10 protein-coding genes are annotated in these 13,736 nt (G+C 63.6%); 7 read left to right on the top strand and 3 right to left on the bottom strand.

The window, feature by feature from the left end; genetic code table 11:
- Nucleotides 1-20: 20 nt before the first annotated feature.
- Nucleotides 21-1,418 (bottom strand): cysteine--tRNA ligase, encoded by a 1,398-nt coding sequence (gene cysS / locus BFE01S_RS04020; RefSeq protein ID WP_028224501.1) that lies wholly within the window; start codon nucleotides 1,416-1,418, stop codon nucleotides 21-23.
- A gap of 262 nt (nucleotides 1,419-1,680) precedes the next feature.
- Between cysS and BFE01S_RS04015 the strand changes: the two genes are divergently transcribed.
- The 4 genes from BFE01S_RS04015 (at nucleotide 1,681) to BFE01S_RS04000 (ending at nucleotide 4,508) form a co-directional block, all read left to right on the top strand.
- Nucleotides 1,681-2,391: a tetratricopeptide repeat protein gene (locus BFE01S_RS04015; protein WP_028224500.1), complete on the top strand. Its 711-nt coding sequence runs from the start codon at nucleotides 1,681-1,683 to the stop codon at nucleotides 2,389-2,391.
- 69 nt (nucleotides 2,392-2,460) lie between these two features.
- A complete protein-coding gene (locus BFE01S_RS04010) occupies nucleotides 2,461-3,048 on the top strand; it encodes a peptidylprolyl isomerase (protein WP_028224499.1) in 588 nt (195 codons plus the stop codon).
- A 130-nt stretch (nucleotides 3,049-3,178) separates the two neighbouring features.
- Nucleotides 3,179-3,673: a peptidylprolyl isomerase gene (locus tag BFE01S_RS04005; RefSeq protein WP_028224498.1), complete on the top strand. Its 495-nt coding sequence runs from the start codon at nucleotides 3,179-3,181 to the stop codon at nucleotides 3,671-3,673.
- A 37-nt stretch (nucleotides 3,674-3,710) separates the two neighbouring features.
- Nucleotides 3,711-4,508, top strand: a complete 798-nt coding sequence (locus BFE01S_RS04000) for a UDP-2,3-diacylglucosamine diphosphatase (protein ID WP_028224497.1) — start codon at nucleotides 3,711-3,713, stop codon at nucleotides 4,506-4,508.
- Nucleotides 4,509-4,578: 70 nt separating this feature from the next.
- On the opposite strand, the gene cysE is transcribed toward BFE01S_RS04000, so the two are convergent.
- Complete coding sequence (cysE, locus tag BFE01S_RS37275) at nucleotides 4,579-5,424, bottom strand: serine O-acetyltransferase (RefSeq protein WP_042337205.1); 846 nt, start codon at nucleotides 5,422-5,424, stop codon at nucleotides 4,579-4,581.
- A 189-nt stretch (nucleotides 5,425-5,613) separates the two neighbouring features.
- On the bottom strand, nucleotides 5,614-6,456 hold the full coding sequence (locus BFE01S_RS03990; protein ID WP_245621025.1) for an RNA methyltransferase: 843 nt from the start codon (nucleotides 6,454-6,456) through the stop codon (nucleotides 5,614-5,616).
- A 395-nt stretch (nucleotides 6,457-6,851) separates the two neighbouring features.
- On the opposite strand from BFE01S_RS03990, the gene BFE01S_RS03985 reads away from it, so the two are divergent.
- From BFE01S_RS03985 to BFE01S_RS03970, 3 genes are all read left to right on the top strand, one after another.
- Nucleotides 6,852-7,649, top strand: coding sequence for an inositol monophosphatase family protein (locus BFE01S_RS03985; protein ID WP_028224495.1), 798 nt, complete (start codon nucleotides 6,852-6,854; stop codon nucleotides 7,647-7,649).
- Nucleotides 7,650-7,813: 164 nt separating this feature from the next.
- Nucleotides 7,814-9,112 carry a lysophospholipid transporter LplT gene (gene lplT, locus BFE01S_RS03980; protein ID WP_028224494.1) on the top strand — a complete coding sequence of 433 codons (1,299 nt, stop codon included), beginning with the start codon at nucleotides 7,814-7,816 and terminating at the stop codon, nucleotides 9,110-9,112.
- Nucleotides 9,113-9,604: 492 nt separating this feature from the next.
- On the top strand, nucleotides 9,605-13,714 hold the full coding sequence (locus BFE01S_RS03970) for a hypothetical protein (protein ID WP_156966903.1): 4,110 nt from the start codon (nucleotides 9,605-9,607) through the stop codon (nucleotides 13,712-13,714).
- The last annotated feature ends 22 nt before the right edge of the window (nucleotides 13,715-13,736 follow it).

Raw genomic sequence — 13,736 nt, 5'->3', positions numbered from 1 at the left:
TAGTGGTTGGAATCAGCCGCTCAGACGCGGCGCCACTCCGTCAATCCGCCCGGTTTGTCTTCGAGCGCAACACCGGCTTCGAGCAGCTCGGCCCGGATCCGGTCCGCCTCCGCATACTGCTTCGCCTGCTTGGCGGCAAGACGCGCGGCGATCTTCGCTTCGACCGCGCCAACGTCGAGCGCCCCGGCCTCGTCTGCACCCGCCCCCTGCTGCAGGAACACGCGCGGCTCGCGCACGAGCAGGCCGATCACGCGCGCAAGACGCTGCAGCTGGCGCGCGAGCACGGCGTCGCGCGTGCGGTTCACCTCGGTGGCGAGTTCGAACAGCACGGCAATCGCCACCGGCGTGTTGAAGTCGTCGTTCATCGCCGCGCGAAAACGCTGCGCATACGGCTCGCTCCAGTCGAGCTCGCCCGCATCGGGCGTCACGTCCTTGAGCGCCGTGTAAAGACGCGTGAGCGCGTTGCGCGCATCGTCGAGATGCACGTCGCTGTAATTTAGCGGCGAACGATAGTGTGCGCGCGCCATAAAAAAGCGCACCACTTCGGCGTCGTACTTCGCAAGCACTTCGCGGATCGTGAAGAAGTTGCCGAGCGACTTCGACATCTTCTCGTTATCGATATTCACGAAACCGTTGTGCATCCAGTAGTTGACGAACTTCTCGCCCGTCGCCCCTTCGCTCTGCGCAATTTCGTTCTCGTGGTGCGGAAACTGCAGGTCCTGGCCACCGCCGTGAATGTCGAAATGTTCGCCGAGCAACGTGCAGCCCATGGCCGAGCATTCGATGTGCCAGCCGGGCCGGCCGCGCCCGTATGCCGAATCCCAGCTCGTGTCCGCAGGCTCTTCCGGTTTTGCCTGTTTCCACAGGACGAAGTCAAGCGGATCCTGCTTGGCATCGTTCGCCGCCACACGTTCGCCCGCGCGCAGGTCTTCGATCGACTTGCCCGAGAGCGCGCCATAGTTCGCGAACTTGCGCACGGCGTAGTTCACGTCGCCATCCGAGCCCTGGTACGCATAGCCGTTGCGCTCGAGCGCGCCGATCATGTCGAGCATCTGCGGGATGTACTGCGTCGCGCGCGGCTCGTGGTCGGGGCGCGCGATGCCGAGCGCGTCCGCGTCTTCGTGCAGCGCGTCGATGAAGCGGTCGGTGAGCGCCTTGATGGTCTCGCCGTTCTCCACGGCGCGACGGATGATCTTGTCGTCGATGTCGGTGATGTTGCGCACGTAGGTCACGTCGTAGCCGAGCGTGCGCAGCCAGCGCTGCACGACGTCGAACACCACCATCACACGCGCGTGGCCCACGTGACAGTAGTCGTACACGGTCATGCCGCAGACGTACATGCGCACGACACCGGGCTTGAGCGGCACGAAAACTTGCTTGTCACGCGCGAGCGTGTTGTAGATGCGCAGTGCTTCCATAAAGACGGAGGATACGTGGGCCGAAGAAAATCCGCGACGGCGCCGATCGCGGCCGGGCGGTGTGTCGCACCGCGGGCACTCAGGCTGCGATAGAGGCGGAGACGGCCACGAGTGGCGAAGACAGCCTGACATTTCACACGGCGTGCCCGGACTCTGGAGAAACCTGCGGAAACCCGCAGGACCGTGCCGGATCAAGCACGCGGCGAAAACGCACAGACCTTTTGTTAGAATGGCTCGGAGTATAACACCGCGACCTCACCCTATGAAACCATCCAGCGGCCGCACGCCGCGCGCTGCGACCCTTGCTGCAGCGGCGCTCGCAAGCGTTGCGCTCCTTTTCGGCGGCGCGCGCGCCGCGTTCGCGCTGCCCCCCGCGACGACGGACGGAACGCCCGGGGCGGACACCGCCATCGCGCAGCACAACTGGGCGAGCGCGCTCGACGCGCTCGATGCGCGCATCAAGTCGAACCCGCGCGACGTGCAGGCAAAGTTCAAGCGCGCCACGATCCTTGCGCGCCTGAACCGCGACCAGGACGCGATCGAGGCGTTCACCGAACTCACCGAGGCCTACCCCGAACTGCCCGAGCCGTACAACAACCTCGCCGCGCTCTACGCGAAGGAAGGCCGTTACGACGACGCCCGCGCCGCGCTGGAAGCGGCGGTGAAGGCGAACCCGTCCTACGGTCTCGCGTGGGAAAATCTCGGCGACCTGTATCTGCGCATGGCCGATGCGTCGTATCGGCGCGCGACCGCGCTCGGCCACGCAAGCGGCACCACGCCGCAGCGCCTTGCCGACCTCCAGAAGATCGTCTCGCCGCCGCCCTCGGCAAAGAAGCGCGCCGCGCAGGCCGAGGCGGCAAGCGACGCGGGCGCGGCCACGAGCACCTCGCCCGTGATCAGCAGTCCCGCGTTCCAGTTCGGCGGCCCGTCCGGGTCGCTCGCGATGCCGCCCTTCGTGGCGCCGTCGCAGTAAGCCGCGCCGCGCGCGGTCCGCGCGGCGCACGACGTTTCCCCGCTTGTTTTCGCTTTTCCGAGGATACTCATGAAATGGTTGATGTTGGCGCTCGGCAGCGCCGCCCTGATCGCGAACGCGCCCGCCTTTGCGCAATCGGCCTCCCCGTCGCAGGCCGCGCATCCGCAGGTGCTCTTCAAGACCAGTGAAGGCGACATTCGCGTCGAACTCTATCCCGAGAAGGCGCCGAAGACCGTGGACAACTTCCTCCAGTACGTGAAGTCCGGCCAGTACAGCGGCACGATCTTCCACCGCGTGATTCGCGGCTTCATGATCCAGGGCGGCGGCTACACCACGAGCTTCGTCGAAAAGCCCACGCGCGCGCCGATCCCGCTCGAAAGCAGGAACGGCCTGAAGAACGCGACCGGCACGATCGCGATGGCGCGCACGAGCGACCCCGATTCGGCAACGGCGCAGTTCTTCATCAATACCGTGGATAACGCCGGCCTCGACTACCCGAATCCGGACGGCAACGGCTATGCGGTGTTCGGCAAGGTCGTGCAGGGCATGGACGTCGTGAAGAAGATCGAAGCGGCGCCCACCACCACGCGCGGCCCGATGTCCGACGTGCCGCAAAAGGCAATCGTGATCGAGTCGGCGACCGTCGTCGGCAAGTAATCCACCTCTCGTCGCACGGCGCGGCACCGTTACACGCGAGGGGCACGACCCCCGCCTCGTGACGGTGCCGCGCCGTCCTTCCCCCCCTGCCCCGAAGCAACGCGGGCACCCTCACGCAAAGGATTCCATCATGGTCGAACTGCATACGAACCACGGCGTCATCAAGCTCGAACTCAATGCCGAGAAGGCTCCGAAGACGGTTGCGAACTTTCTCGAGTACGTGAAGAAGGGCCACTACGACGGCACCGTATTCCATCGCGTCATTGACGGCTTCATGATCCAGGGCGGCGGCTTCGAAGTCGGCATGACGCAAAAGCCCACCGACGCGACCATCGAAAACGAAGCGAACAACGGCCTGAAGAACGAGCGCGGCTCGATCGCGATGGCCCGCACCAACGACCCGCATTCGGCGAGCGCCCAGTTCTTCATCAACGTCGCCGACAACGACTTCCTGAACCACACGTCGCCCACGCCGCAAGGCTGGGGCTACGCCGTGTTCGGCAAGGTGGTGGACGGCCTCGACGTCGTGGACAAGATCAAGAAGGTCCGCACGGGTTCGAAGGGCTTCCATCAGGACGTGCCGATGGACGACGTCGTGATCGAGAAGGCCGTCGTCGTCGAGTAACGGCAACGAGTCACAGCAAGGGACGAGCGCTTCATTCATGCTGCAGGAAAAGGCACTTCGACACGCCGCTGCGGGCGTGCCCGGCGAGGGCAAGCGCCCTCACGCGGCACGCCCGTTTCTGTTCATCTCGGACCTGCATCTGAACGAGCGCTGCCCGCGCACGGTCGCCGCGTTCGAGCATTTCATCCGCGTCAGCGCCGATCAGGCCGACTCGGTGTTCATACTCGGCGACCTCTTCGAATACTGGATCGGCGACGACACGCTCGCCGATCCCTTTGCCGCGCGCATGGCCGCGCTGATGCACACGCTCTCCGAGCGCGGCATCGCGCTCTACGTCATGCACGGCAACCGCGATTTCCTGATGGGCAAGCGCTTCATGAAGGCGGCGGGCGCGATCTGGCTGCCCGATCCGATTGCGATTACCGCGTTCGGCACGCGCATCGCGCTCGCGCACGGCGACGCGCTCTGCACCGACGACCGCGGCTATCAGGTCTTTCGCAAGGTTGCGCGCAACCGCCTCGCGCAACTGCTGTTCCTCGCGTGGCCCTACCGCTGGCGCCATGCACTCGCGGAAAACATGCGCCACAAGAGCGAGCAGCGCCGCGAAGGCCCCTATCTGCCGCACTACGACGTGACAGCGCGCGGCGTTGCCGCGCTCTTCAAGCGCAGCCGCGCCGGCACCATCATTCACGGGCACACGCACCGCCCGGCCCGCCACCAGGAGCCCGGCGGCACACGTTGGGTGCTGCCGGACTGGGACCTCGATCACGGCAAGGCGCGCGGCGGCTATCTGCGTATCGACGCGGAAGGGTTCAGGATGTTGCCGCTCGATTAGAGCGGGTTCTTTGCCAGGTTCTTTGCCGGGTTCTTTACGTCGTCGCGCGTGCAGTCGTGACGCAAACGCCTTATGCGACGCGCGCGTGCTCCGTCTCGCTGCGCGCCTCGCCGGGATTCGCCGGGCCGTTTTCGCGCGCCGCTATCTCACCCTCCAGACTCGCGGACAGGCGGCGCAGATCGATCAGCGCCGCGTCGGCGCCGTGCAGCGCTTCGAGCCGTGTGCCGAGCTTCTCCAGCGCCTCGACGATCGCGTCGACGCGCTGCGTCTGTCGCGACGCGTGATCGATCAGGCCGTGAATCGCGAGCGAAACGGGATCGTCGGCATTCGGCGTGATGCCGTAGGCGCAGAACGCCTCGAGCGCCGGCGCATCCTTCGCCTGCGGCTGCGCAGCGCGCTTCGCCGGCGCAACGATCCTTGCCGGATTGCCCACGGCCGTGGCGCCTGCGGGCACCGGCTTCACGACCACGGCATTCGAGCCGATCTTGGCCTGCGCGCCCACGGTAAAGCCGCCCAGCACCTTCGCACCCGCACCGACGATCACGCCGGGCCCGAGCGTCGGATGGCGTTTCGCGCCGCGCGTGAGCGACGTGCCGCCGAGCGTCACGCCCTGGTAGATCGTGCAGTCGTCGCCCACCTCGGCGGTTTCGCCGATCACGACACCCATGCCGTGGTCGATGAAAACACGCCGGCCAAGCGTCGCGCCCGGGTGGATTTCGATGCCGGTCAGAAAGCGCGCGAGCTGCGAAATATAGCGCGCGAGCCAGCGCCGCTGCGCGCGCCAGCAGGCGTGCGCGAAGCGATGCAGCACGAGCGCGTGCAGGCCCGGATAACAGGTCAGGACCTCCCACGCGCTGCGGGCGGCGGGGTCGCGCTCGCGGATCGTGGCAATGTCTTCGCGAAGTCTCTTGAACATGGCTGTCACGCTGTCGTGGGGGAAGGCTGCGCGCCTCTGGCCCGCCTCCGTCCTGCCGGGAAGCGTTAAGCACGCGCACGCATTTGCTTATGATGTGCGATCGATTGTAGGCGATGCGCGGGCGCACGCCCGGATGCCCCCGATGGCGTCAAGGTCGGGGCGCAAACACCACCCGCACCCCGCACGGCTTCAGTGGCTGCCGTCGTCCTTGCCCTTGAGCAGGAGGATGTGCTTCGCGATGCCGCGCACGATGTTGACCTCCTCGCGTTCGAGCCCCGAGCGCGCGAAGAGCCGCCGCAGCCGCGACATCAGCTTCTTCGGATTTGCCGGATCGAGAAAGTCGAGCGCGATCAGCGCGTTTTCGAGGTGTACGTACATGCGCTCGATGTCGTCGCTCGTGGCGAGCGGCGAGGCTACCGCAGCGCCACCGGCCGCGGCGCCCGAAACGGGCGACGGCGCCCCGACGTCGGCCCCGGCGAGATACGCGAGGCGCAGCTCGTAAGCGAGCACCTGCACGGCCTGCGCAAGATTGAGCGAGCTGTACGCGGGATTGGCGGGAATATGCGCGAGCGCGCTGCAGCGCTCGACGTCGTCGTTCGACAGACCCGTGCGCTCGTTGCCGAACACGAGCGCGATGTCGCCATGCGCCGAGACCTGCCGGCAGGCGTCGCGCACCGCCTCGCGCGGCGTGCCGGGGGGCGGACCGTACTCGCGGGTGCGCGCCGTGAGCGCGAGCGACCATTGCGTGCCGGTCAGCGCGTCGGCGAGGGTCGGCACGATGTGGGCGCCGGCCAGCACGTCGTCGGCGCCGCTCGCCATGGCGATGGCCTCGGGGTCGCGATGCACCTGGGCGATGCGCGGCGCCACCAGCACGAGCCGGGAAAAGCCCATGGTCTTGAGCGCGCGCGCCGCCGCGCCGACATTGCCGGGATGGCTCGGCTCGACGAGCACGAAACGCGTGGACGTGAAACCGCCGCGCAGCGGCTCGTGAGCGTCGCCGCCAGCGGCGGCATGAGGATCGGGGTGCACCAAGATGAGTCTCGAACGACAGCGAAAGGAAACCCGTATCTTAGCGCGTGAGCTCGCCCGGGAGGGTCATGGGGTCCGGGGCATGGAGCTGCGGTGAGCTGGGGCGAACTGCGCCGCATCCGCCTTGCGGAACACCCCGAAAGCCCCGGAACGCCACGCCGCCAGCAACGGGAGCCCGGACTCGGGTAAAATACGCGGATTCGCGCGCGGTTGCGTCCGGGAAGCCTTGCGGGCCGCCCTGCCCCGCGCCCCGCTCTTATTCAATTCGTCTCCGTTGGCGGGACAGGCTGGGCTCTCGGCATCGTGCCGAAGCACTCTGTCCATCGTCGGACGCTTTTATCTTCTGCAGCCCGGCTTGCCGCGTCACCCGCGAGCGCCGGATAAAAAGGATCAGGCTCATGCATCCCATGCTCAACATCGCTGTCAAGGCCGCGCGCCGCGCCGGGCAGATCATCAACCGCGCGTCGCTCGATCTCGACCTCGTGCAGGTCTCGAAGAAGCAGCACAACGATTTCGTCACGGAGGTCGACAAGGCATCGGAAGCGGCCATCATCGACACGCTGAAGACCGCCTATCCCGATCACGCCATCCTTGCCGAAGAATCGGGTCTCTCGGAGAACGAATCCGAATACCAGTGGATCATCGATCCGCTCGACGGCACCACCAACTTCATTCACGGCTTCCAGTACTACTGCGTCTCGATCGCGCTCGCGCACAAGGGCACCGTGACCCAGGCCGTGGTGTACGACCCGACGCGCAACGACCTCTTCACCGCCTCGCGCGGCCGCGGCGCGTTCCTGAACGACCGCCGCATCCGCGTGGGCCGCCGCGACCGCCTTGCCGATTCGCTGATCGGCACGGGCTTCCCGTTCCGCGAAAAGGACGGCCTCGAACGCTACACCGAACTCTTCGCCGAAATGACGCACGCCTGCGCGGGCCTGCGCCGCCCGGGCGCAGCGGCGCTCGATCTGGCAAACGTCGCGGCGGGCCGCATGGACGGTTTCTTCGAGCAGGGCCTCAATCCGTGGGACGTCGCGGCAGGCGGCCTGCTCGTGACCGAAGCGGGCGGCCTGATCGGCAACTACACGGGCGACTCGGACTTCCTCCACGTGGGCGAAGTGGTGGCGGGCAACCCGAAGGTGTACGCGCAGATGGTGCCGATCCTCTCGAAGTACACGCGCATCAACGCGGCCTGAGGGATCCGCAAGGACCCGCGCGGCGCCGGCCGAGCCCCGGACGAGACCCAGCGCATGTGGCCCGGACTCATGCGGCCTGCGCGCGGTCCCGCGCAATCGAGCGGCTTCGGCCGCTTTTTTGTTTCGCCCTGCTTCTTATCCATCCGCCACCACGATCGCATCCGATGAAAAAGGGCTTCTACACGATCATCGCGGCGCAGTTCGTCTCGTCGCTTGCCGACAACGCCCTGCTGATCGCGGCGATCGCGCTCCTCACGGTGATCGCCTCGCCCGCCTGGGTCACGCCGCTCCTGCAGATCTTCTTCACGGTGTCGTACGTGGTGCTCGCGCCGTTCGTCGGCGCGTTCGCCGACGCCCTGCAAAAGCGCCACGTCATGTTCGTCTCGAACGCGCTCAAGGCGGCCGGCTGCCTGCTCATGATCGCGGGCGTGCATCCCATGATCGCCTATGGCGTGGTGGGTTTCGGCGCGGCGGCGTACTCGCCCGCAAAGTACGGAATCCTCACTGAATTGCTGCCGCCCGAAAAGCTCATCGCCGCGAATGCGTGGCTCGAATCGGCCACGGTGCTCTCCACCATCATCGGCACGATGCTCGGCGGCGCGCTCGTCAGCACCTACGCCGAGCGCTTCGTCGCGCACCACGCACTGCCGCTCATCCATTCGTCGGCCGACCTCGCCATGCTTGCGGTGATGATCACGTATGCGATTGCCGCGCTCATCAACTTCGGCATTCCCGACACCGGCGCGCGCTACGAGAACCGTCTGAAAGAGCCCAGGCGGCTCGTGAACGATTTCGTGCAGTGCTTCAACGTGCTGTGGGCCGACAAGCTCGCGCAAATCGCGCTCTGGGTCACGACGCTCATGTGGGGCGCCGCCGTCACGCTCCAGTTGCTGGTGCTCAAATGGGCCGACGCGAACCTCGGCCTCTCGCTTTCGAAGGCTGCCGTGATGCAGGGCGTGACGGGGCTCGGCATCGCGCTCGGCGCGAGCGCGGCGGCCGCGTGGGTGTCGCTGCGCGCGTCGCTCAAGGTGCTGCCCGTGGGCGTGCTGTGCGGCGTGGTGGCGGTGGCGATGGCGTTCTACCACAAGGGCCTGTTCCCGGCCGGCGAAGGCGTGCGGTTCGGCCACTTCATCCTGCCCTTCTATCTGCTGTTCGCGTATCCGCTGATGGTGCTGCTCGGCACGCTCGCCGGCTTCTTCATCGTGCCGATGAACGCGCTCCTGCAGCACCGCGGCGCGACGCTCCTCTCCGCGGGCCACTCGATCGCGGTGCAGAACTTCAACCAGAACCTCGCCGTGCTGCTGATGCTCGGCGCTTATGCGCTGCTGCTCACCGCAAAGATGCCGGTGCAGTGGATCATCGTCGTGTTCGGTGCGTTCATCGCCGCGATGATCGCGCTCGCCATGCGGCGCAGTGCCGCGAACGCGCGCAAGGTGGACCTGCGCGCGCTCGTGGACGAGTGAGCGTCTGCCTGCGCTGGCCGTTCGGCCAGGTTCGCATGCCCGCGGCGCGGGTTAAACTCACGCCCTGAACCCTAAGCAAGACTCCGAGGATGGCTACACATACCGAAGGCGACATCGCGCAGCACACACCGATGATGCAGCACTACCCGCGTGCGACTTTCTGAGCCAGTCCAGACAAGCCCCTGCCCGTTGCTCTCGCGCCACAGTCCCCCACTGATCCCCCTTGGCCCGTTAGATCAATCTGTTCCGACCAGTGCTTTTCGGGAACGTCATCGAGGACCGCCCACCGCGGGTCAGGCTGCTCGTAAAATGAGAGGAACAATCCGGAGCCGGTGATGAGGCTGTGCGTCATACCGAAGCTGACCAGGTGACACGCGTGGTCGTTTCGACTTTTCCCCAAGATGCTGTGCTGGTGGTCGTTTCCATCAGCGTGGTGGCGCTTCGCCAATTGAACCATCAATGTGCGGGAGCCTTCGCACAAAGGTGCACGCCGTGACTGCTGAGGGGGGTTCTACTCCGCTCACGGCGGATACCAGCCGGCAGGCAATCGATTCCCTGCGTGGCTACGACTATCAAATCTGGCGATCGGTAGATGCTTGGATGCGGCTGGATGCCGCTCAAATTCTCTACCTAGAAGGCGCCGAAGATTTCGACATCGTGGACGAAACGGGTGATGCCACCACGTCTCAGATCAAGAATTCCGCAAAGAACATCACGCTCGGGTCTGGCGACGTCCGCGACGCCATCGAAAATTTCTGGGCACACACAGAACGCAATCCGGGACGGTCGATCAGGATGCGTTTTGTCACGCGAGGCGGCGTCGGCTCAGAGAAGGGTGATCCATTTGGCAAAGCGAAAGGAATAGAACTCTGGCGAGCGGCGGCCACAGGTGATGACGCCGCCGCGACACAAGTCGCTCGCTATCTGAGCTCCACGCTGAAATCCTCCGCCTTGCTCAGCTTTCTTGGCTCAGCCGACGCTTCGGAGCTTCGTTCAGCGCTATTCGGGCGCATCGTTTGGGCGACGAGTGAGCCATCCACAGAAGCAATCCGGTTCGCGGTGGAACAAGCGGTGATCGATTTCGGTGATGAGCGCGACATCGACCACAACGAAGCGCTGAAAGCTGTTGATGGATTTCTCGCTCATTGCATGGAAGCGATAAAACGGCGCGATCCCAACCTACGCTGCGTGACTCACGCTGACCTTCTGAAGGTGTTTGAGGCCAAGACCAGTGTGATGGTTCCGCTAACGCGCGGCGTCACCGCATCGATTGCGCAAGCGCTCGCCGCCACGCGAGGAACCTCATCGGGGCTGCCAGGCTCGATATCATTCTCGAGCGCGACCTTGGGCGTCGAGCCCGAGCTCCCTCAGTTCTGTTTGCCACGCGCCGTCCTCGTCGCTGAAATCATGCAAGCAGGTAGCCCCGCGCTGATTGTCGGCTCCGAAGGGCGAGGCAAAACCACCGTGGCCAGCTTGGTTGGAAAAAAGATCGGCACCACGGCATATTGGGTCGACCTCTCCGCGTTCGACGCAGCGGCGCTACCGTCGGTTTTTGATCATCTGGCGTTAAACGTTCGCAACCTGCCTCCAAGGACTGTCGTTGTCGTTGATGACTTCCCTGTTGCGAACACCATCACGCAGGCGGTTTGGTCGCGATTTGTCGCCGTGAGTCTTCAGTGCTCAAAGCGCGAGCAGTTTTTGGTTCTCACAGCCAAAGGGGTGAACCCCGAGGCCATAGACCCCCGTCTGCGGACTTCACAGATTCAGCTTCATGCGGTTCCCGATCTTTCCCTCGATGAGATCACCGAGTTCGTGTCCAGCCTTGGGTGCCCCGCAGGCCAAGCCCCCCAATTTGCCGAGACGATTCTCGCGCAAAGCGGCGGGGGCCACCCCAAACTCGCGCACTTGTTGGGGCTTGAGCTGCAACGAGACAGCTGGCGCAATCCGCCTGCCGTCGTGATGGGAAATCCTCCTGCCAGCCTTGAGGAGGCCCGCGCGTTCGCTCGACGAAAAGCTGCGAACATGCTTTCCGATTTGGATCTTGAACTCCTTTACTCCCTTAGTCTCGCCCTCTGCGCGCTAGACCGAAAGGCCATCATTTTCATTGGAGAAAGGTTCTTGGGGCTGCGTTCTCCGGGCGACACCCTCGACCGCCTCGTCGGCCACTGGGTAGAAGCCCAAGCGTCTCATGAATACAAGGTAACAGCCCTCCTCGCGCAACAAGCCAAGCTGGCATGGTCCGCAGCAAGAGTTGCGCAAGCGCACGAGTCCATCTTTGATGCATTGGTGAGCGGGCGAACCATCTCGTTCGACAAAGCCTTCGCGATGTTTCTCCATGCATGGGAAAGCGGCGATGACACGCGACTCTCGAATTTCCTCGCCTCGTTGATTGACGAGAAGCGAGCTCTTCGGGGCGCCGCCGCGGAGATTTTGACCCCCATTGTCTTTGTTTGCCGAGGATCAAATCCCAAAACAAATGGGTTCAAGGCGAAGACGATCGCGCTATTGCGACTGACGCAATTCCGTATCGCAAAGCAACAAATCGTCACCGAGCTCTCTTCCCTAGCAAGCTCGTGGGAAAACGACATAGCGCGCATCGACGATGTGAATGATAGAAATGTCCATCGACTTTCATGGGCCATGTCCATCGCCGACTCGCCAGGCCATTCGTTTGCAGCGAGCACGCTTGTTCGCGCGCTCGCAGAAATCGATCGTTTGGAGCCCCTGGCTGCCGACGAGCCTGTCATCGACAGATTGAGCGCTGAGCTAGCCCCCGGCGGCGTCGTCAAAGACGCTGATTTAGTCGCCGCGTTGTTCGGCTTCAATTTCGCCCGTTTGCAAAAGCTCGATCAATTGATCGAGATGGTTGATGCGCTTGAATCGGCGGACTCAAAGGCCCGTGGTCGCATGCTCAAAGCATTCAACATCCCATTGTTCAGCAAGAACCATTTCTTCGTTCAGGGGCCTTGGCAAGATGAGGCGAATCGGGAAGCACCTCGTTGGGGATTGGTGGAGGAAACGTTGGTCCGAATGCTCGGTTTGGCTGGGCGTTGGAACGCAAAGGCGATGGGGGTGTCCATCGCGAGGTTGCTTTCGGTTCTCTACGAAGATCATCTGTCTCGCGGTGATGAAGCGCTGACATGCCTGAAAAGGGCCGCAGAAACCTTTGGCGAGGCGCCCATTCTGATCGCACAAGAAGCAACAGTGCATTTTGGAAGAAAGAACTTCAGGCAAGCGTTGAGTTTGTGGAGGCGGTCACTGTGGCGCCCGTCGTCCAGCGATGTCGAACTAGAACGCGACCCGCATGTTTTGCGAAAAGCGGGAATCGCTGCGGGCAACTTGGGGGATTTCGGCGGTGCATCCGAATGGTTCGAATTCGCGTCGCGAAGCGCAAGCGACAGTGGGATGGCGGCCATGGCGGGAGGCGCGCTTTTCGATGCAGCCTATTGCGCGTTCAAAGACGGAAAACGCTCCCGAGTCGTATCCCTTATCGTCGAAGGGCTGAACACGTTCGATCGAGACTTTGACCCGACCAAACAATTTGAGCTGTTCGCGGCAAAAAAGCTCGGCGGCCATGTCCTTCGGTGGATCTTGGAGCAACTGCGCGGCAAGTTTGAGGCAGAGCCGATCTTTGAACCCGTGGTTGGCCAATGCAGCAATCCTGGGCGTGACAAAGGGATCGCGGATCACCCTAAATTGCCTTCTGCAATGGCTGCGGCGTTTGTGGTGGAAATCGCTTCGCTCCTCCGCCTAAAAAGCGACGGCGTGGATGCTCTCCGGTCCGGGCTGTCTGAAACCAGAATATTGGCAGCCGGATTTCAATTTTGGAGCCTCCGCTGCAATGAACTGATCGGCAGCGGGGAGCTTGAACAACTGTCTAGTGCGCTCTACCATCTGAACGAGTATTTTTGGCGACATCGAGCACTTCAGCGTCGACAAGAAAACGGCATGTTGTCGGATTCATTGGAGCCGTTCGACGGAGAGATACTGGAAGTTGACCGATCTGCACCTATGGGCATGGAATCGGTGTTCGGCCTTGCTCTTTTTCTCCGCGCTATCTCCGGTGGTTCGATCAACACGCTGGCAAGCGAATGGATATCCGATCTGAGCGAGTTGCCACATAGCGCTATGCTCCTCAACGATGCACGCGAAGCACTGAGAGCGATATCCGTCGACTCTGCCGAAGCGCCCAAAGTCGCCGCAACCAACGGCGCCAAACCAATTGACAGATTGGGCGCCGTTTTCCGCATTCTCATCGAAAACGACCAAGGCCCCGAGTCAACGGCCGCATGGCAGATCCGAGCCGTTCATTGGCTATCCATTTTGCCGAGCAAAATCTTTCTCGATGCAGCGTTCAACCCGCTCGCAAAAGCGTTCTCAATCCCTTGGAGGACGCATACGCAAAATCGAGCCTTGCTGCGATTGCCAAACCTAACGGTCCCGATGCTCAAAGAGGCAATTGAGCAAGATGAAAATGCTCCTGACCAACTTGCGCGACTTCTGAGGGCAGCCTCGCTGGCGACCAGCGCGCAAGTTCCTCAAGCAGTGCTCGATCTTCTGGATCAAGCGGCGACGCTCCATCGCGCGCGCTTGCCCTGGTAGCACTGCAAGCGCTCATCCCGCC

The sequence above is a fragment of the Paraburkholderia ferrariae NBRC 106233 genome, from assembly GCF_000685035.1.
GTDB lineage: Bacteria > Pseudomonadota > Gammaproteobacteria > Burkholderiales > Burkholderiaceae > Paraburkholderia > Paraburkholderia ferrariae.
This window is presented reverse-complemented; position numbering and strand designations above follow the sequence as displayed.

Coding starts and splice junctions, on each gene's coding strand:
- cysS (WP_028224501.1), bottom strand. CDS start 1,418: ATGGAAGCACTGCGCATCTACAACACGCTCGCGCGTGACAAGCAAGTT.
- lplT (WP_028224494.1), top strand. CDS start 7,814: ATGAAAAAGGGCTTCTACACGATCATCGCGGCGCAGTTCGTCTCGTCG.
- BFE01S_RS03985 (WP_028224495.1), top strand. CDS start 6,852: ATGCATCCCATGCTCAACATCGCTGTCAAGGCCGCGCGCCGCGCCGGG.
- BFE01S_RS04005 (WP_028224498.1), top strand. CDS start 3,179: ATGGTCGAACTGCATACGAACCACGGCGTCATCAAGCTCGAACTCAAT.
- cysE (WP_042337205.1), bottom strand. CDS start 5,424: ATGTTCAAGAGACTTCGCGAAGACATTGCCACGATCCGCGAGCGCGAC.
- BFE01S_RS04015 (WP_028224500.1), top strand. CDS start 1,681: ATGAAACCATCCAGCGGCCGCACGCCGCGCGCTGCGACCCTTGCTGCA.
- BFE01S_RS04000 (WP_028224497.1), top strand. CDS start 3,711: ATGCTGCAGGAAAAGGCACTTCGACACGCCGCTGCGGGCGTGCCCGGC.
- BFE01S_RS04010 (WP_028224499.1), top strand. CDS start 2,461: ATGAAATGGTTGATGTTGGCGCTCGGCAGCGCCGCCCTGATCGCGAAC.